Here is a 15,360-nt window from a genome sequence, read left to right as displayed (position 1 = left end):
TAAGTCTCCTTAGTGCTTAGCCGTGCCCGACATTTCGGCCTCGATCATGGCCACCAGCTCCTGCTCGAACTCGGCCATCCAAGTAGCCATCTTGGCGCGCAGCAGGATCAATGTCTTCTCGCGCCCGATCTTGGAAACCTGGTCAAAGCGCTCCAGCCCGACCTCGCCGAACGACGACGCGACCACCTTGCGGATCTCGGCCATCTGCGCGTCGTAAAGCTGCAGCATCATGGTTTCGGTTTGCTCAATTCCCTTCACGCTTAGCTCCTTGGTCGAGGACAAATAGCAGTGTGCTGGTGCGGATGCGGCCTATGCTTTCATCGCGCAGCGTTTGAATCACGTCTTCCAGTTGAGCCAGGCCGGCCGGCGATAGTCCGTCTGCTCGGGCCATCGCCATCGCGCGGCCGGCCTGCTGCGCGTGGCGCTGGAGAAAATCGTGCTCAACCTCTTTGGTCAGTTCCAGTACGTCAGCCATTCGAACCCCCATTCGTTCCTCCAGCGGCTTCCAGGGCCGCTACCCGCTTTTCAAGGTCTGCGACGGCGGCCAGCAGGGCATCGAGCTTGTCATCCGTCGCCTTGGCCTGCTCGCGCAGCTTGCCGCCGATGTACTTGCCGATGGAGTGCAGCAACGTGCTGCGCTCGATCTGCTTCTGCTGTGCGTTCGTGAGCCGGCCAGGTGCCGGATTGACAGCCATCACGACACCCATTGCGCCGAGTCGGTGTAGGCCACCGAATCGCCACGCAGGTCCAGCCAGTTCAGGTAGCGCACCACCTTGATCGCGGCCAGGTTCTGTTGCCAGAGGCTGATGTACTCGTCGGTGGGATCGCCGTTGCTGTCGGCCAGTTGCAGCGTGCCTTGCTCGGAGGTGTCCAGGATCACACCATCGTCGGCCAGGGCGATGCCGGTCGGGTCCAGCAGGATCACGCGGTTGTCGGGCACGGCGCCGCTGGTGACATGCACCAGGCCGGCCACGTCGCCCCCGCGGACTCCGGTGCTCTCGAATCCGGCGCTGTGGAGCACCAGGCCAGCTCGGGGGCTGGTCACCAGCACAGAGGCCTCCAAATCGCCCAGGAAGCCGTCCAGGAGCGTTTCGATATCGGCCAGGGGGTCAGTGGACCCGGGAACCGGCGTAACGCCGTAGGTGAGCGATGCGGGGCTTTCGTCAGGAACGCCAGCATTCAAGGGATCCGTCAGGCTGGCCGCCTCCAGGCCGGCGACCGCACCGGACAGGACGCGGTTCAGGGCCGACTCAAAGTCGGCGCCAGCGCCTTTCAGCAATTCCACCGTTACCGGCAGGATGCTGCCGATCTTGCGCTGCTCCAGCTTGGCGCGATCGAATGCGCTGATCGTCAGGGGGATGGGTTTACCTTCCGCCACCCAGGATGCGGCCAATTGCTGGTTCTGGCGCAGCGTAGGCGTCTCGAAGGGTAGGCGGAACCATCCGCTGATCTTGCCCAGCAGGCTACGACTGCGCACGAGATCCAGGAAGCCCCGGCTAGCGGCGCGCACGTCGGCATCGGTACCCAGGTCCCAGGTGCCCATGATGTCTTTTTCCAGCAGTTTGGCGGCCTGGCTGTTGGGGCCGAAGTTGGCCTTCGCGTACTCCAGGGCGCCAGATACGTTGCCGGCCAGGGCCTTGGCTCGCAGCACTCGGGCGAAGGTACTGGCGTTGTCGGTGTAGGTCGTCATGTGGTCCTCAAAAATGAAAATGGCACTGCGATACGGGCTGTATCCTCAGTGCCATTCTTGTCCTGCACCGGCCAGGACAAAACCGCAGATTTCGACGTTTTCGCGGGTTTTCGCAGCTACTGCGCCAGATACCCGCGCTCAACCTCCCTGGCCATGTCTTCAAGCGTGTACCAGCGTCGGTTACCCAGGCGTCGGCACGGTATCTCACAGCCGCCCAACTCATGCTGCTTGGCCAGCGTCCGCGGTGCGTACCCAAGGATGCGTTCGGCAGTCCGTTCATCCACCGCGCCATAACCGTTAGGCACCACGCCGTTCTCTTCGCACCAGTTGCGCATCGCGACCAGCGTGGCGGCCACTCGGTCTTCAAAGGTGTCTGTCATCGCGGAACCTCAATTTCATATTTCGCGGGTGTAGAAAGCAGTTTGGGGGCGTGGTCAGGAGGGACGCCGCCCCAGACTTTTTTGCCCGTCCCCGCGGCACTCCAGGAGTGGAACCCCCATGATGAAGGGCACACTCCGGATAACTCCGGGGCAACCCCGGCACCAGATGCCGCCCCGGCATTTCCTGCACCATTTGCAGCATGTGCGCCCTTGCGTTCGGGTGCGTTCGCAGGGCGTTCGATCAGTGAGCGCTCAGTGAGGCCGGGCCCACGGAGAAACGTTGCAGTAACGCCGCCTGCGTTACCCGGGGAAATGCCGAACGCTTCCCCAGTGCCTCCCGAAACCCAGCCGGTTTCCCATGGGTTTGCATGTCCCGATTTCGGACTAGTCCTGGTTTGGGACAAGGGGCCGCCCGCACTTCCCAGCCCAAGACAGGGGTATGCCAGCCGGCCGGGACGCCGGCGGCATAGATGGCTACTTCTATACCTTCCCCTGATTCGGGGGTGATTAAAGATTGCGCAGCTCTCTATGATGATCACCCCTGATTCGGGAGCGATAGACCGCTTTCTGATCATGTCATCACCCCCGATTCGGGGGCGATTCCCCTGGGAAGCGCTTTTCCATCACCCCTGATTCGGGGGCGACCAAACTGTTTTGCACGGCCATGGTTCGGATCGATGGCGCCGGCCTCGATGGTCTGGAAATTCATGTACGGCCAGGACCTCGGATCAACGTCCATGGTCCTGTCGAAGTCCAGCGGCAACCAGGTGACGCCCACCCATTCGGTGGTGTTGGGCGGCCTGCCTCTGCGCGTTACGAGCACGAACGGAGCTTGCAGCAGTGCAGCCTTGGCCCTTTCGAGCTTGGACTTGCTGGTCCACCCGTAACGCTGCAGGGCCACAAAGGATGTGCTCACGCGCCCGTTGTTTTTGCCCGTGAACTGCATCAGCAGGTCGATCAGCAAGGCGCGTGCAGCGTCCGGCAGCGCCCGATACTCGGGGCTTTCCAGCACCGGTACCGGGATCGCCACGAACTTAAACGGCAATGCTCCTTTTCGATGATCGCGTTTAGCCACCCGCCCTCCGATTCCAGGCGTCTACGGCCTCCTGCTCGCCCATCATGGCCCAGGACGTCATCCCGCAGTCGTAGGCGTCGCAGCGCACGCGGAACCACATAGGAGCCGCTGGCATAGGTCGAAGGGTCGCCGGCCCGCCGCAGTGCGCGCACGGCTTCAGGCTCTTTTGCAAGGCGGACAGGTGGGAAGCTTTCATCGCGCCTCCTTCTTCGGCACCATGGTCGGGGGATAGTCCATCACCTCTTCGGCAATCTCTTCCGTCATCCTGGCCAGGAAAGACACCATGCAGCGCGTGGGAACCTCGCAACCTTCCTTGTCATCGGGCAGCGCGGCCGCCATGGTTTGCAGGGTGTTGGCAATGTGGAATATCCGGCAGGCCAGATCGCAGGTATCCATGGTCAGATCGTCGGGATCAGTCATGATTGCCTCCCTCGACGATGCGCTCGATGTCTTCGGCAAGTGAGTACGCGAGCCACATGATGCCTTCGCGGTTTGCGTCGCCGATCCCGTCAAATGCTTGGTGACCAACTCCGAAGCAGATCGATAACAACGACCGCAACTGAGTCGCCTTGTTCTCCAATTCGTTTTGGTCCTGGTGGCGAAGATCAGCCATGGTTCACCCCCTCAATCGCATGCAGTCTCGTCGTCAGGATCGGGCGCAGCACCGCCGCTACTGCGGCTTGCATCTCGTCGTCTAGTTCGAGCGTGCCGTAGTTCGTCTCCAGCGCGTAGGCGCTATCCAGTTGCTTGGCCAGGGCGTAGCTATACTTCAGGGCGTCATCTTCACGCATGACGCACCCCCGCAATCGCTTGGGCCAAGCCTTCGGCAAAGCCGCGGTTGAACTCGATGGAGGCCATCGCGGCATCGCTGTCGTCAGCCTCCAGGGAACGCACGAACGTGCACCGGGCGGCGTCCCGATGATCGGCTGCGGTGCGTTGGATTTGGGCAAACCAGGACCGGGCCGCTACCTGGCCGGCGGAGTAGGGTGTATCATTCATGGCGTAGGTTCCTTTCGCTTGGGACACTGCGATTTCGACCCCGGCTGCGTTGGCGCGCTTGCCGGGGTTTTCCTTTTGGGGCGCCATCACTGCACCCCGAGTGCTTGAGCTTGGGCCGAGCTAGTGACCTCGCCGGCGGCCAGCCAGGCATCCAAGTCTTCCTTGCGGTACCAGACCCGCCCTCGTTTGATGTACTTCGGACCTTTGCCCTGGATGGCCCAGGCGGCCAGAGTGCCTTTGGCACGGCCCAAATAGCGGGCCGCGTTGGCGCGGTCCATGCGCCCATCGGGCAGGATGACAATTTCAGGGGTAGTTACCATACGGCCTCCGTTAGAAAAACGTGAATCGGTAGCAAAACACAACGATGCTGATTCTACGGAGTCATTGTAGTGACGTCAATGTCTAGCAGTGTTGTTTTTTGCTATCATTCATTCCCATCAATTCATCGGATGGCATCGATGGCAACGGAACGAAAAAAGGGCGGTAAAGGGCTCGCCAGGACTGAGCAGGTCGCTATCCGGTTCGACCCTCGTACGAAGTACTTCCTTGAGCTATGTGCACGCGTGCAGAGGCGGACAGTCACCAACTTCGTTGAGTGGGCTGTAGAAGAGGCTTTTAAGAAAGTTGCCTTGGCCAAAGAGGCCGATCAGGGCTTGTTCGTACCCTTAGCTGACGAGGCTTGGGCCCTATGGTCGCCAAGAGAAAGCGAGCGCGTAATGCGGTTAGCTTTTCTTTATCCCCACCTTCTGACATACGAAGAGCAGCAGTGTGTAGAGGTCGCGAAATTGATCCTTAGGCTGCGGGGCATGAACCCAGACTCAGTAGCTGAAAAAGAACTCAACGAGGTCGAGCACGTCTGGAGCCAGATAAAAGCTGGAGTGGCGGAAAACAAGGATTCCCAAGCCCTCGCCAGCGACATCGCACAGAGTCCCCCGACTTTGGCTGGCATCAACCGGGCGATCGAAAAGCACAAGAAGGATTTGGCGTGGCTTGAGCAGAAGAAGGCCGAGTTGGAGGCCGCCAAGAAGAATGGCTAGGGGCTTCGTCAAGCTCGACCGGCGCCGGCTGCGTGATCTCGCGCCCGGCGAGAGGGTGCAGGAGCATGGCATCGTGTTCGAGCGGCTGGCCAACGGCGATGGCGTCTACAGCGTCAACGTCATGGTTGATGGGGTGCGGATCCACCGGACCTTGGGCCGGGAGTCAGAAGGCGTTACCAGGACCCAGGCCGAGGAATTCATCGCCAAGGCCCGTACTGATGCTCGGCATGATCGCCTGGCATTGCCCAAGGGGCGCAAGGTGGCGCTATCGTTCGAAGCCGCCGCGGGCAAGTACATTGAGACGTTGAGGGCGACAGGCGGCAAGGATATCGACGCCAAGGATCGAGTGCTGCGCCATCACCTGACGCCATTCTTCGGTGACAAGCCGCTGTCCAAGATCACCAGCGAGGATATCGGCCGATACAAGGCCCATAGGCTCAAACAGGTGGTGCAGGCCGGAGGCGACCAGCGCAGCAAGGATCGGAAGGCCAAGACGGAAGGCAGGACGGTTGCGCCCGGCACCGTCAACCGCGAGTTGGCCACCCTGTCTCACCTGTTGACCATCGCAACGGACAAGGGCTGGTTGACCACGGCCCGGCCCAAGATCGAGAAGTTGGCCGATGGCAGCGGGCGAATCGTTTACCTGACAGCGCCTCAGGTGCAAAAGCTGCTGGAAGCTGCCAAGGAATCGGATAACCCCCAGCTCTATCCTTTCGTTCTGATTGCGGTGTCGACCGGGATGCGCAAGGGCGAGGTGCTGCGAATCCGCAAGGAACACATCGACATCGATCGCAGGATGATCTACATCCCGAAGGCAAAGGCCGGCGCCCGCGAGCAGCCCATCACGGCGACCTTGGCGGCCTTCCTGGGCGATTATCTGGCTCGGTCGGTGCCCAAGGGTACCCCGTGGCTTTTCCCCGCCTCCAGGGCCTCCAAATCGGGCCACACTGTGGCGCTAGAGAAGCCGTTTCGCGCCGCGGTGGCGCGGGCGGGCCTTGATCCCGCGCAGGTGGTCAGGCATACGCTGCGACACACCGCGGTATCGCACTTAGTGCAGGCCGGCGTGGATTTGCCTACAGTCCAGCGCGTGAGCGGTCACAAGACCTTGGCCATGGTGGCGCGCTACGCCCATCAGGACGGCGCCCACGTGCAGGCGGCCATGGACAAGCTCGACGGCAGATTTGCCGGAACAATTACACCGGAACTGCACAAACGAAAAAGGCCGACCCAGAGGGAATCGGCCTAAAGCGTTGATTTTATTGGTGCCGGTGAAAGGAATCGAACCCTCGACCTTCGCATTACAAGTGCGCTGCTCTACCAACTGAGCTACACCGGCGGATGGCCCGGCCGCTTGCGGCGGGCGGGCAGGGCGGCATTGTAAGGGCTGCCGGCCGGCCCTGGGAGGGGTGCTGCGGATTATTTGACGATGGTCAGGCGCGGGCGCCTGGGTTCGTCGCCGCCACCGTCCGGGCCCTTGTCGGGGTCGTCGGCGGGGGCCTCGTCGGCCTGCCCGGGGGCATCGGCCAAGGGCGCCTGCGGCGCGGCCGGCTCGGCGGCCGGTTCGTAGGGCTGGACCTCGAAGCCCATGCCGGCGCCCGTCTCGCGCGCGTAGATGGCCGAGACGGCGTTGACCGGGACCGAGACGCGCTCGGTGACGCCCGAGAAGCGGGCCTCGAACTCGATGAGCTCGTTGCCCAGGGACAGGCGGTTGGTGGCCAGGGTGCCGATGTTCAGGGTGATCTGCCCGTCCTGCACATGCGCGGCCGGCACCAGGGTATGGGCGTCGGGCGTGACCACGATGTAGGGCGTGTAGCCGTTGTCCGTGCACCACTCGTGCAGGGCGCGGATCAGGTACGGCTTGGTGGAGATCTCACCCATGGTGCTTATCGGCGCATCACTTTTTCGGAGGGCGTCAGCGCCTCGATGTAGGCCGGGCGCGAGAAGATGCGCTCGGCGTACTTCTGGATGGGCGCCGCGTTCTTGGGCAGCTCGATGCCGTAGTGGTCCAGGCGCCACAAGAGCGGGGCCACGGCCACGTCCAGCATGGAGAATTCCTCGCCCAGCATGTACTTGCTCTTGAGCAGCATGGGGGCCAGCTGGGCCAGCCGGTCGCGGATGTTGGCGCGGGCGCGCTCGAGCTTTTTTTCGTCGGGGCGGCCGATGCGGTCTTCCAGCACGGCCACGTGCGAGAACAGCTCTTTCTCGAAGTTGTACAGGAACAGGCGGGTGCGCGCGCGCATGACCGGGTCGGCCGGCATGAGCTGCGGGTGCGGGAAGCGCTCGTCGATGTACTCGTTGATGATGTTCGATTCGTACAGAACCAGGTCGCGCTCGACCAGGATGGGCACCTGGCCGTAGGGGTTCATCACCGAAATGTCTTCGGGCTTGTTGTAGAGGTCGATGTCACGGATTTCGAAATCCATGCCTTTTTCGAACAGCACGAACCGGCAGCGTTGGGAGAACGGGCACGTGGTTCCGGAATAAAGCACCATCATGGCGGGGATTCCATCCTTGCATTATCAAAGCGAAAGGCCAGCGCCGGCCGATCGCCGCCGCTGGCCCCGGGCGCCAGGCCGCCGCTGGGGGGCCGGGCTCGGTTCAAGCCCGCTATTTTACGTGTTTCCAGAAGGAAGCATTCAAGCGCCAGGCCACGACCAGGAAAAGACCCAGGAAAATCAACACCCAGACCCCCAGGCGCTTGCGCTGCAGCTGCGCCGGTTCGGCCATCCAGTTCAGGAAGTTGGTCAGGTCGGCCACCTCTTGCTCGTAGCGGCTGGCCCGGGCCGGATCCAGCGCCTTGAAGCGGTGCTCGACCGAGCCGTGGCCCTTGTAGCCGGCCAGCGGCTCGCGCTGCACCGAGGCGTAGCCCTGGGCGTCGTAGGTGGTGACCACGCGTTCCCAGCCGGTGCTGCCGTCCTGGGCCTTGGCCTGGCGCACTTCGGTGCGGGTCAGCTCGCGCGGGCCCTGGTCGTTCCACATCACGTGGGGCATGCCCACGTTGGGGAACACCAGGTTGTCCCAGCCGGTGGCCTTGCTGGCGTCGCGGTAGAAGGTGCGCAGGTAGGTGTAGATGTAGTCGGCGCCGCTGGGGCCGGCGTTGATGGACTTGGCCCGGGCGATGACCGACAGGTCGGGCGGGGCGGTGCCGAACCACTTGCCCGCGTCGGCCGGCTGCATGGCGATGCGCATCATGTCGCCCACGCGCTCGCCGGTAAACAGCAGGTTGTCGCGGATCTGCTCGTCCGACAGGCCGATCTCGGCCAGCTTGTTATAGCGCATGGAATTGGCGCTATGACAGTTCAGGCAGTGGTTCACGAAGAGCTTGGCGCCGTTTTGCAGCGAGGCCAGGTCGTTGACCTGCTTGGGCGCGCGCTCCAGCGGGAAATCGCCCCCCGCCGCCAGGGCGGTCGTACACGTCAGCGCCATCGCCACGGCGCCCAGCAGCTTCTTGATCATGGTCTTTCCGTTCATCTTTTGGGCTCAGGCTCAGTGGGCGTGGAACGTGACGCGGTCGGGGACCGGCTTGAAAGTGCCCAGTCGGCTCCAGATCGGCATCAGCAGGAAGAAGCCGAGATAGATGAGGGTGCCGACCTGCGACATCACGTTATAGACGTCCGTGGGGGCCTGGGTGCCCAGGAAACCCAGGATCAGGAAGTTGACGATGAAGATGCCGTACAGCCACTTGTGCCAGCCCGGGCGGTAGCGGATCGACTTGACCGGGCTGTGGTCCAGCCAGGGCAGGAAGAACAGGATGACGACCGCGCCGCCCATGGCGACCACGCCCCAGAACTTGGCGTCGATGGTGCGCAGCGACACGGCCACGGCCAGCAGCGCCACCGGCACCAGGATGCGCCAGATGCCCTTGAGGTTGCCCTTGAGGAACAGCGCGATGGCGCCGATCACCGCGCCGGCGGCCAGCACCCAGGTGAACTGGTCGGTGGTGGCGCGCAGCATGGAGTAGAAGGGCGTGAAATACCAGACCGGCGCGATGTGCGGCGGGGTCTTGAGCGGGTCGGCCGGGATGAAGTTGTTGTACTCCAGGAAGTAGCCGCCCATCTCCGGCGCGAAGAACACGATGGCCGCGAAGACGATGAGAAAGCCCGCCACGCCCAGGATGTCGTGCACCGTGTAGAAGGGATGGAAGGGCACGCCGTCCAGCGGGCGGCCGTGCTTGTCCTTGTACTTCTTGATCTCGACGCCGTCGGGGTTGTTCGAGCCGACCTCGTGCAGCGCCACCAGGTGCGCGGCCACCAGGCCCACCAGCACCAGCGGGATGGCGATCACGTGCAGCGAGAAGAAACGGTTGAGCGTGGCGTCGGACACCACGTAGTCGCCGCGGATCCAGATGGACAGCTCCGGCCCGATGTAGGGGATGGCGGCAAACAGGTTGACGATCACCTGCGCGCCCCAGTAGGACATCTGGCCCCAGGGCAGCAGGTAGCCGAAGAAGGCCTCGGCCATCAGGCACAGGAAGATCGCCACGCCGAAGATCCAGACCAGTTCGCGCGGCTTGCGGTACGAGCCGTAGAACAGCCCGCGCAGCATGTGCAGGTAGACCACCACGAAGAACATCGAGGCGCCGGTCGAGTGCATGTAGCGGATCAGCCAGCCCCAGGGCACTTCGCGCATGATGTACTCGACCGACTCGAAGGCGCGCTGCGCGTCGGGCTTGTAGTGCATGACCAGGAAGATGCCGGTGACGATCTGCAGCACCAGCACCAGCAGGGCCAGCGAGCCGAAGAAGTACCAGAAGTTGAAATTCTTGGGTGCGTAGTATTCGGACAGGTGCGCCTTCCACAATGCGGACGCGGGGAAGCGCCTGTCTATCCAGCCAAGCAGGCCTGTCGTTTCGACGGTTTTCTCGCCAGCCATGAAATGGCTCCTTCAGTTTCTTTTATCGCGTAGGTTTATCGACGGGCAAGGCCAAGGGGCGCCGCGCGGGGCGCATGCCTTCAAGCCTTGTTGTCCTCGTCGACGCCGACAATGATGCGGTCGTCGCTCAGGTATTCGTAGGGCGGAACTTCGAGATTGTCGGGAGCCGGCTTGTTGGCGTAGACGCGGCCGGCCATGTCGAAGGTGGAGCCATGGCAAGGGCACAGGAAGCCGCCTTGCCAGTCGGCCGGCAGGCTGGGCTGGGGGCCCGGCGCGAAGCGGGGCGTCGGCGAACAGCCCAGGTGCGTGCAGATGCCCACGCACACGAACAGGTCGGGCTTGCGCGAGCGGTATTCGTTCTTGGCGTATTCGGGCGTGTAGCCGGGCCGCTCGGAGTGCGGATCGGCCATCTGGCTATCGAGCTGCTTGAGGGCGGCCACCTGCTCTTCGCTGCGGCGGATCACCCATACCGGCTTGCCGCGCCACTCGGTGGTGCGCATCTGGCCGGGAGCCAGGTCGGCGATGTCGATCTCGACGGGCGCGCCGGCGGCGCGGGCGCGTTCGGAGGGGGCAAAGGTGCTGACGAAGGGCACCGCCGTGGCGACGCCGGCGACGCCACCCACGGCACAGGCCGTTCCTACCCAGAAGCGCCGCGACGGATCGGGCGGCAGATTCGGGTCCACCGCGCCATCGTCGTCGACAACTATCGTTTCCTGACTCATGTTCCTCTATCCTGTTTTCAAGCCTTGTACTACAAGCCCTGTCGGCGTTGTGGAACTGCCCCTCCCGAAACCCTGACCCGAGTATCGGGTGCCGCTTGCCTCCAAGGCACCGGACCGGCCGTGCGCGCTATTCGTGGCGTAGTTGCGCACCGCCCGGCCCTTGCCGAACAGCCTGGGTGGCGCAGCCGGACGTTCTGCGATCCGTGCTGCGACATGCCGCTGGTCTTTGTCAAGAAGGGTTATTTGCCCTGCTCCAAGATCTCAGCAACCGCTTATTATAGCGCCGTGGCCCGATCCCGGGCGCCAGGAGGGAAATACCATGAGTTTTATGAAGGAATTCCGCGACTTCGCCGTCAAGGGCAACGTCGTCGACTTGGCTGTCGGCGTGATCATCGGCGCGGCGTTCGGCAGGATCGTCGATTCGCTGGTCAAGGATATCGTCATGCCCGTCATCAACTACCTGCTGGGCGGGGCGGTCGACTTCAGCAACAAATTCATCGTCCTGAGCACGCCGCCGGACTACACCGGGCCGCAGACCTACGCCGACCTGACCCAGGCCGGCGCCATCGTGTTCGCCTGGGGCAACTTCATCACCATCCTGATCAACTTCATTCTCCTGGCCTTCGTGATTTTCTGGATGGTCAAGGGCGTGAACGCGGCGCGCCGCGCCGCCGAGGAGGAAAAGCCCGCCGAACCGGCCGCCGAGCCCGCGCCTCCGCCCGAGGACGTGGCCCTGCTGCGCGAGATCCGCGACCTGCTCAAGCGCCCTTGATGCCGTCCGCCCGGTCCGGGGCCTGTTGACAGGGCCCTAGACCGGGTTGTCGATGTCCACGAAATCCACCCGTATGCCGAAGCGCTCGGCCACGGCCTGCCCCAGCGCCCGCACGCCGTAGCGTTCGGTGGCGTGGTGGCCGGCCCCGATATAGGCGGTGCCGGTCTCGCGCGCAAGGTGGGTGGTGGGCTCGGACGCCTCGCCGCTCAGGTAGACCGTGGCGCCGGCATCCACGGCGGCCTGCATGAAGCCCTGGGCGCCGCCCGTGCACCAGGCTACCTGGCCCAGCGGCTGCGCCGGATCGCCGATCAGCAGCGGCTGGCGCTGCAGCCGCTCGGCGACCCGCGCGGCCAGCTCGCCCACGGTGGCCAGGCCCGGCGCGCGGCCTATCCAGACCAGGTGTTCGGGCCCGAACACGCGCGGGGCCCCTTCGTCGTCGCGCTCGGGCGCAAGGCCCAGTACCTGGGCCAGCTGGGCGTTGTTGCCCCATTGCGGATGGGCGTCCAGCGGCAGGTGGTAGGCCAGCAGGTTCAGTTCGTGGCCCAGCGCCAGCGCCAGGCGCGTGCGCCGCGTGCCGCGCACGCGCGGGTCCTCGTTCTTCCAGAACCAGCCGTGATGGACCAGCACCGCGTCGGCGCCGCGCTCGATCGCCACGCGCAACAAGGCTTCGGATGCGGTCACCCCCGCGATAATATGGCGCACGACGGGCCGGCCTTCCACCTGCAGCCCATTGGGGCAGTAGTCCTTGAAACGTGCGGTTTGCAGCTGCGCGTCCAGCCAGGCAGCCAGTTCGCGGGTCGTCGTCTGATTCATTCCATTCGCCTTTACGAAGCATGCAACGATACTGGCTGATCTTTTGCCAGGCAGTGACCGTGAGCCTGGCCATTTTATTCGTGGTGACCACGCTGCGCCCGGACTGGCTGCGCCTGAACGGCGCGGGCAACGGCGCGCGCGGCCCCGAGCCCGCCCAGCCGGCGCGCGCGGTCCCGGCCCCGGGCCTGACGTCCTATCGCGAGGCGGTGGCCCGGGCCGCGCCCTCGGTCGTCAACGTATTCACCACCAAGAACGTCTCGGTACCGCTGGTGCCCCTGCCCGACGATCCGGCCCTGCGCGAGCTGCTGGGCCAGCTGCCGGGCCTGAGCCGGCGCGAGGCCAGCACCAGCCTGGGCTCGGGGGTGATCGCCAGCGAGGACGGCTACATCCTGACCAACTACCACGTGGTCAAGGCCGCCGACGCCATCGAAGTGGCCCTGGCCGACGGGCGCCAGGCCAGCGCCGAGCTGGTGGGCGCCGATCCCGAGACCGACCTGGCGGTCATCAAGGTCGAGCTGGACGATCTTCCCGTCATCGCCTTCGGCGCGGCCACGGTGCTGCACGTGGGCGACGTGGTACTGGCCATCGGCAACCCCTTCGGCGTGGGCCAGACCACCACCATGGGCATCGTCTCGGCGCTGGGGCGCAACCGGCTGGGCATCAATACCTACGAGAACTTCATCCAGACCGACGCCGCCATCAACCCCGGCAACTCGGGCGGGGCGCTGATCGACACCCAGGGCAACCTGGTGGGCGTGAACACGGCGATCTACTCGCAATCGGGCGGCTCGCTGGGCATCGGCTTTGCCATCCCGGCGCAGGCCGCCGGCCAGATCCTGCAGGAGATCATCCGCCACGGCGCCGTGGTGCGGGGCTGGCTGGGCGTGGAGCCGCAGGACATCACCGCGGACCTGGCGCGCGCCTTCGGCCTGCCGCGCCCAGGCGGGGTGATCATCGCCGGCGTGCTGGCCGACGGGCCCGCCGCGCGCGGCGGGGTGCGGGTGGGCGACATCGTGCAGACCCTGGACGGCCAGCCGGTGCTGGACACGGGCGGGCTGCTGAACCAGATCGCCGAGCTCAAGCCGGGCCACGTCGCCCGGCTGGAGGTGCGGCGCGAAGGCAAGACCGTGGCGCTGCAGGTGCAGGTGGGCAAGCGGCCGACGCGCCCGCGCTGAGCAGCTGGGCGGCTCAGTCGTCGTGGGCGGCTTTTTCCGCCGGCTGCGGCTGGCCGGCCACCGAAGGCAGCAGGCGCAGCACGGCCAGCACCTTGCGCCGCTCGTCCGGCGACAGGCGCTGGAAGATGTGTATGGCCTCGAGCACGTCGCCGTCCTGGTTTTCGTCGGCTTCGCGGGCCGCCTCGGCCACGCCCAGCGACAGGCGCCGGCCGCCGCGCGGGCTCAGGACTTCGGTGCCTTCGGAGAGCCAGGCCACGCTGGTATCCAGCGCCGCGGCAAGCTTGCGCAGGGTGCCGGTGCCCACCGAATAGTTTTCGCCGCGCGAAAGAATGCGATGGATCGAGGATTGCGGCACTCCGGAGATGCGCGCCAGCTGGCTTTGGCTGCGTATGCCGCGTCTGCGCATCAGTGCCGTGAGTCGGTCCGAGATCGTCATGCCGGCAATGGTGAAAGAGGCCGTGCGCTTTGCAAAGCGGCAATGCCTTTGTGCATGGGGTATGCCATTTGAAACGAGGGTGAGATCCGTTACCGTCCCAGGCCGGGGACGAGCCGCCGCGCGGCGTTGAGCAGCACGACGCGATCCGAGGGATGCATGCGGTGGAACAGTTCGAGCAGTTCGGCCGTCTCGTCGTCCTCGGTGTAGAACCACGGCACGGGCAGGCCCAGCACCGGGGCCAGCCTTTTGACCAGGGAGTAGTCCGGCGTGTGCTTGCCGCGCTCGTACTGGTTCATGCGGGCGCTGGCCGAGGCGGGGTCGATGTCCACCAGCCGGCCCAGCTTTTCTTGCGAGACGCCCAGGCGCAAGCGGGCTTGCTTCAGTCGGTGGGGCAGCACGGGCGACCGGTCTCCTTGGGGCAGGCCGCAGGCAGCGGCGAAGCAAGGATTCTGTGGCGCACGGGCCGCGCGGCTAGGGCGGAACAGCCGCGGCGCAGGCAGGCAGTTTGCGGTTTTGCGGCCTGCCCGGCTGCCGGCGGCGGCCGGCTTTCTTCGGCAAGTCTTTGAGGAGAAACGTTTTTTATTATGCGGGGGCTAATGTAAGGCGTACATAAGGATGTACGCCGTCCCCGGTCCTCAGGGGCGCTCGGTAAGCGCGTCCTCGTCGCTGCGCGCTTCGGGCTTGACCATGCGCGAGAGCACGATGCCCACCTCGTAGAGCAGGCACAGGGGGACGGCCAGCATGAACTGGCTGATGACGTCGGGCGGGGTGACGATCGCGGCGATGATGAAGGCGCCGACGATCACGTAGCCGCGCGCGCTGCGCAGCTGCTCGATGGTGACCACGCCCGTGCGCACCAGCAGCACGACCACCACCGGCACCTCGAAGGTGATGCCGAAGGCCATGAACATGGTGAGCACGAAGTTCAGGTAGGCCTCGATGTCCGGCGCGGGCGTGATCGACTGCGGCGCGAAATTGGCGATGAAGTGAAAGACGGTCTTGAAGACGAAGAAATAACAGAAGGCCATACCCGCCAGGAACAGCAGCGAGCTGGAGATGATGATGGGCGCGGCCAGGCGCTTTTCGTGGCGGTACAGGCCCGGCGCGACGAAGGCCCAGGCCTGGTAGAGCACGAAGGGCAGGGCCAGCACGAAGGAGGCCATGAGCGTGACCTTGACCGGCACCATGAAGGGCGTGATCACGCCCGTGGCGATCATGCGCGTGCCCTGGGGCAGCGAGGCCAGCATGGGCTGGGCCAGTACGTCGTAGATGGCCGAGGCGCCCGGATAGGTGAACAGCACCAGGAACACCCCCAGCACCGCGCCGGCCGCCTTGAGCAGGCGCGAGCGCAGTTCCACGAGGTGGGACATGAAGCTGTCTTGGGGAAGA

25 protein-coding genes and 1 tRNA gene are annotated in these 15,360 nt (G+C 64.7%); 4 read left to right on the top strand and 22 right to left on the bottom strand.

Annotated elements, in window-relative coordinates; genetic code table 11:
- Positions 1 to 9: 9 nt before the first annotated feature.
- The 12 genes from V8Z80_RS04870 to V8Z80_RS04820 form a co-directional block, all read right to left on the bottom strand.
- On the bottom strand, positions 10 to 231 hold the full coding sequence (locus tag V8Z80_RS04870) for a hypothetical protein (RefSeq protein WP_336061183.1): 222 nt from the start codon (positions 229 to 231) through the stop codon (positions 10 to 12).
- 13 nt (positions 232 to 244) lie between these two features.
- On the bottom strand, positions 245 to 475 hold the full coding sequence (locus V8Z80_RS04865; protein WP_336061182.1) for a hypothetical protein: 231 nt from the start codon (positions 473 to 475) through the stop codon (positions 245 to 247).
- A complete protein-coding gene (locus V8Z80_RS04860; RefSeq protein ID WP_336061181.1) occupies positions 468 to 707 on the bottom strand; it encodes a hypothetical protein in 240 nt (79 codons plus the stop codon). Before V8Z80_RS04860 ends, V8Z80_RS04865 begins: the two co-directional genes overlap by 8 nt.
- Positions 695 to 1,690 (bottom strand): phage major capsid protein, encoded by a 996-nt coding sequence (locus tag V8Z80_RS04855; RefSeq protein WP_336061180.1) that lies wholly within the window; start codon positions 1,688 to 1,690, stop codon positions 695 to 697. Before V8Z80_RS04855 ends, V8Z80_RS04860 begins: the two co-directional genes overlap by 13 nt.
- Positions 1,691 to 1,806: 116 nt before the next feature.
- The gene (locus V8Z80_RS04850; RefSeq protein WP_336061178.1) at positions 1,807 to 2,070 is read right to left on the bottom strand and encodes a hypothetical protein; all 264 of its coding nucleotides are present in this window, start codon (positions 2,068 to 2,070) and stop codon (positions 1,807 to 1,809) included.
- A 571-nt stretch (positions 2,071 to 2,641) separates the two neighbouring features.
- Entirely contained in the window at positions 2,642 to 3,145 is a 504-nt protein-coding gene (locus tag V8Z80_RS04845) for a hypothetical protein (RefSeq protein WP_336061177.1), read from the bottom strand.
- Entirely contained in the window at positions 3,138 to 3,341 is a 204-nt protein-coding gene (locus tag V8Z80_RS20890) for a Lar family restriction alleviation protein (RefSeq protein WP_442951936.1), read from the bottom strand. The genes V8Z80_RS04845 and V8Z80_RS20890 overlap by 8 nt, the downstream gene beginning before the upstream one ends.
- On the bottom strand, positions 3,338 to 3,565 hold the full coding sequence (locus tag V8Z80_RS04840; protein WP_336061176.1) for a hypothetical protein: 228 nt from the start codon (positions 3,563 to 3,565) through the stop codon (positions 3,338 to 3,340). Before V8Z80_RS04840 ends, V8Z80_RS20890 begins: the two co-directional genes overlap by 4 nt.
- Positions 3,558 to 3,758, bottom strand: a complete 201-nt coding sequence (locus tag V8Z80_RS04835) for a hypothetical protein (RefSeq protein WP_336061175.1) — start codon at positions 3,756 to 3,758, stop codon at positions 3,558 to 3,560. Before V8Z80_RS04835 ends, V8Z80_RS04840 begins: the two co-directional genes overlap by 8 nt.
- On the bottom strand, positions 3,751 to 3,936 hold the full coding sequence (locus tag V8Z80_RS04830; RefSeq protein ID WP_336061174.1) for a hypothetical protein: 186 nt from the start codon (positions 3,934 to 3,936) through the stop codon (positions 3,751 to 3,753). The genes V8Z80_RS04835 and V8Z80_RS04830 overlap by 8 nt, the downstream gene beginning before the upstream one ends.
- Positions 3,929 to 4,144, bottom strand: a complete 216-nt coding sequence (locus tag V8Z80_RS04825) for a hypothetical protein (protein ID WP_336061173.1) — start codon at positions 4,142 to 4,144, stop codon at positions 3,929 to 3,931. Before V8Z80_RS04825 ends, V8Z80_RS04830 begins: the two co-directional genes overlap by 8 nt.
- An 86-nt stretch (positions 4,145 to 4,230) precedes the next feature.
- Positions 4,231 to 4,464: a helix-turn-helix transcriptional regulator gene (locus V8Z80_RS04820; RefSeq protein WP_336061172.1), complete on the bottom strand. Its 234-nt coding sequence runs from the start codon at positions 4,462 to 4,464 to the stop codon at positions 4,231 to 4,233.
- A gap of 138 nt (positions 4,465 to 4,602) precedes the next feature.
- Here V8Z80_RS04820 and V8Z80_RS04815 point away from each other — a divergent pair, with 138 nt between their 5' ends.
- Positions 4,603 to 5,181, top strand: coding sequence for a hypothetical protein (locus tag V8Z80_RS04815; protein ID WP_336061171.1), 579 nt, complete (start codon positions 4,603 to 4,605; stop codon positions 5,179 to 5,181).
- Positions 5,174 to 6,427: a tyrosine-type recombinase/integrase gene (locus tag V8Z80_RS04810; RefSeq protein ID WP_336061170.1), complete on the top strand. Its 1,254-nt coding sequence runs from the start codon at positions 5,174 to 5,176 to the stop codon at positions 6,425 to 6,427. Before V8Z80_RS04815 ends, V8Z80_RS04810 begins: the two co-directional genes overlap by 8 nt.
- 14 nt (positions 6,428 to 6,441) lie before the next feature.
- Here the strand turns inward: V8Z80_RS04810 and V8Z80_RS04805 are convergent.
- From V8Z80_RS04805 to petA, 6 genes are all read right to left on the bottom strand, one after another.
- Positions 6,442 to 6,517, bottom strand: a tRNA-Thr gene (locus V8Z80_RS04805).
- Positions 6,518 to 6,597: 80 nt separating this feature from the next.
- The gene (locus V8Z80_RS04800; protein WP_155196421.1) at positions 6,598 to 7,059 is read right to left on the bottom strand and encodes a ClpXP protease specificity-enhancing factor; all 462 of its coding nucleotides are present in this window, start codon (positions 7,057 to 7,059) and stop codon (positions 6,598 to 6,600) included.
- A gap of 5 nt (positions 7,060 to 7,064) precedes the next feature.
- Positions 7,065 to 7,676 carry a glutathione S-transferase N-terminal domain-containing protein gene (locus tag V8Z80_RS04795; RefSeq protein ID WP_155196420.1) on the bottom strand — a complete coding sequence of 204 codons (612 nt, stop codon included), beginning with the start codon at positions 7,674 to 7,676 and terminating at the stop codon, positions 7,065 to 7,067.
- Positions 7,677 to 7,788: 112 nt separating this feature from the next.
- Positions 7,789 to 8,637 (bottom strand): cytochrome c1, encoded by an 849-nt coding sequence (locus tag V8Z80_RS04790; protein ID WP_155196419.1) that lies wholly within the window; start codon positions 8,635 to 8,637, stop codon positions 7,789 to 7,791.
- Positions 8,638 to 8,667: 30 nt separating this feature from the next.
- On the bottom strand, positions 8,668 to 10,053 hold the full coding sequence (locus tag V8Z80_RS04785; RefSeq protein WP_155196418.1) for a cytochrome b: 1,386 nt from the start codon (positions 10,051 to 10,053) through the stop codon (positions 8,668 to 8,670).
- A gap of 80 nt (positions 10,054 to 10,133) precedes the next feature.
- Complete coding sequence (petA, locus tag V8Z80_RS04780) at positions 10,134 to 10,775, bottom strand: ubiquinol-cytochrome c reductase iron-sulfur subunit (RefSeq protein WP_155196417.1); 642 nt, start codon at positions 10,773 to 10,775, stop codon at positions 10,134 to 10,136.
- Between the two features lie 319 nt (positions 10,776 to 11,094).
- Here petA and mscL point away from each other — a divergent pair, with 319 nt between their 5' ends.
- Positions 11,095 to 11,547, top strand: a complete 453-nt coding sequence (mscL, locus tag V8Z80_RS04775) for a large conductance mechanosensitive channel protein MscL (protein ID WP_155196416.1) — start codon at positions 11,095 to 11,097, stop codon at positions 11,545 to 11,547.
- A gap of 36 nt (positions 11,548 to 11,583) precedes the next feature.
- Here the strand turns inward: mscL and V8Z80_RS04770 are convergent, their stop codons facing one another.
- A complete protein-coding gene (locus V8Z80_RS04770; RefSeq protein ID WP_155196415.1) occupies positions 11,584 to 12,360 on the bottom strand; it encodes a Nif3-like dinuclear metal center hexameric protein in 777 nt (258 codons plus the stop codon).
- Positions 12,361 to 12,380: 20 nt separating this feature from the next.
- Between V8Z80_RS04770 and V8Z80_RS04765 the strand changes: the two genes are divergently transcribed.
- Positions 12,381 to 13,535, top strand: coding sequence for a trypsin-like peptidase domain-containing protein (locus V8Z80_RS04765; protein ID WP_155196414.1), 1,155 nt, complete (start codon positions 12,381 to 12,383; stop codon positions 13,533 to 13,535).
- A gap of 13 nt (positions 13,536 to 13,548) precedes the next feature.
- Here the strand turns inward: V8Z80_RS04765 and V8Z80_RS04760 are convergent, their stop codons facing one another.
- From V8Z80_RS04760 to tatC, 3 genes are all read right to left on the bottom strand, one after another.
- Positions 13,549 to 13,971, bottom strand: coding sequence for a helix-turn-helix domain-containing protein (locus V8Z80_RS04760; protein WP_155196413.1), 423 nt, complete (start codon positions 13,969 to 13,971; stop codon positions 13,549 to 13,551).
- 89 nt (positions 13,972 to 14,060) lie between these two features.
- Positions 14,061 to 14,369 carry a helix-turn-helix transcriptional regulator gene (locus V8Z80_RS04755; RefSeq protein ID WP_336061167.1) on the bottom strand — a complete coding sequence of 103 codons (309 nt, stop codon included), beginning with the start codon at positions 14,367 to 14,369 and terminating at the stop codon, positions 14,061 to 14,063.
- Positions 14,370 to 14,606: 237 nt separating this feature from the next.
- Entirely contained in the window at positions 14,607 to 15,341 is a 735-nt protein-coding gene (gene tatC / locus V8Z80_RS04750; RefSeq protein WP_155196411.1) for a twin-arginine translocase subunit TatC, read from the bottom strand.
- Positions 15,342 to 15,360: the final 19 nt, after the last annotated feature.

It is taken from the genome of Orrella sp. JC864, from assembly GCF_037026685.1.
Lineage (GTDB): Bacteria > Pseudomonadota > Gammaproteobacteria > Burkholderiales > Burkholderiaceae_B > Orrella.
Note: the sequence above shows the minus strand (reverse complement) of the source record. Positions and strands in the feature narration are given on the sequence as shown.

Bases quoted from the DNA above. Each gene is read 5' to 3' on its own strand.
- tatC (WP_155196411.1), bottom strand. From the start codon at position 15,341: ATGTCCCACCTCGTGGAACTGCGCTCGCGCCTGCTCAAGGCGGCCGGC.
- V8Z80_RS04760 (WP_155196413.1), bottom strand. From the start codon at position 13,971: ATGACGATCTCGGACCGACTCACGGCACTGATGCGCAGACGCGGCATA.
- V8Z80_RS04865 (WP_336061182.1), bottom strand. From the start codon at position 475: ATGGCTGACGTACTGGAACTGACCAAAGAGGTTGAGCACGATTTTCTC.
- V8Z80_RS04800 (WP_155196421.1), bottom strand. From the start codon at position 7,059: ATGGGTGAGATCTCCACCAAGCCGTACCTGATCCGCGCCCTGCACGAG.
- V8Z80_RS04825 (WP_336061173.1), bottom strand. From the start codon at position 4,144: ATGAATGATACACCCTACTCCGCCGGCCAGGTAGCGGCCCGGTCCTGG.
- V8Z80_RS04765 (WP_155196414.1), top strand. From the start codon at position 12,381: ATGCAACGATACTGGCTGATCTTTTGCCAGGCAGTGACCGTGAGCCTG.
- V8Z80_RS04835 (WP_336061175.1), bottom strand. From the start codon at position 3,758: ATGGCTGATCTTCGCCACCAGGACCAAAACGAATTGGAGAACAAGGCG.
- V8Z80_RS04870 (WP_336061183.1), bottom strand. From the start codon at position 231: ATGATGCTGCAGCTTTACGACGCGCAGATGGCCGAGATCCGCAAGGTG.
- V8Z80_RS04785 (WP_155196418.1), bottom strand. From the start codon at position 10,053: ATGGCTGGCGAGAAAACCGTCGAAACGACAGGCCTGCTTGGCTGGATA.
- V8Z80_RS04795 (WP_155196420.1), bottom strand. From the start codon at position 7,676: ATGATGGTGCTTTATTCCGGAACCACGTGCCCGTTCTCCCAACGCTGC.
- V8Z80_RS04840 (WP_336061176.1), bottom strand. From the start codon at position 3,565: ATGACTGATCCCGACGATCTGACCATGGATACCTGCGATCTGGCCTGC.
- V8Z80_RS04830 (WP_336061174.1), bottom strand. From the start codon at position 3,936: ATGCGTGAAGATGACGCCCTGAAGTATAGCTACGCCCTGGCCAAGCAA.
- mscL (WP_155196416.1), top strand. From the start codon at position 11,095: ATGAGTTTTATGAAGGAATTCCGCGACTTCGCCGTCAAGGGCAACGTC.
- petA (WP_155196417.1), bottom strand. From the start codon at position 10,775: ATGAGTCAGGAAACGATAGTTGTCGACGACGATGGCGCGGTGGACCCG.
- V8Z80_RS04790 (WP_155196419.1), bottom strand. From the start codon at position 8,637: ATGATCAAGAAGCTGCTGGGCGCCGTGGCGATGGCGCTGACGTGTACG.
- V8Z80_RS04770 (WP_155196415.1), bottom strand. From the start codon at position 12,360: ATGAATCAGACGACGACCCGCGAACTGGCTGCCTGGCTGGACGCGCAG.
- V8Z80_RS04850 (WP_336061178.1), bottom strand. From the start codon at position 2,070: ATGACAGACACCTTTGAAGACCGAGTGGCCGCCACGCTGGTCGCGATG.
- V8Z80_RS04815 (WP_336061171.1), top strand. From the start codon at position 4,603: ATGGCAACGGAACGAAAAAAGGGCGGTAAAGGGCTCGCCAGGACTGAG.
- V8Z80_RS04820 (WP_336061172.1), bottom strand. From the start codon at position 4,464: ATGGTAACTACCCCTGAAATTGTCATCCTGCCCGATGGGCGCATGGAC.
- V8Z80_RS04810 (WP_336061170.1), top strand. From the start codon at position 5,174: ATGGCTAGGGGCTTCGTCAAGCTCGACCGGCGCCGGCTGCGTGATCTC.
- V8Z80_RS20890 (WP_442951936.1), bottom strand. From the start codon at position 3,341: ATGAAAGCTTCCCACCTGTCCGCCTTGCAAAAGAGCCTGAAGCCGTGC.
- V8Z80_RS04855 (WP_336061180.1), bottom strand. From the start codon at position 1,690: ATGACGACCTACACCGACAACGCCAGTACCTTCGCCCGAGTGCTGCGA.
- V8Z80_RS04860 (WP_336061181.1), bottom strand. From the start codon at position 707: ATGGGTGTCGTGATGGCTGTCAATCCGGCACCTGGCCGGCTCACGAAC.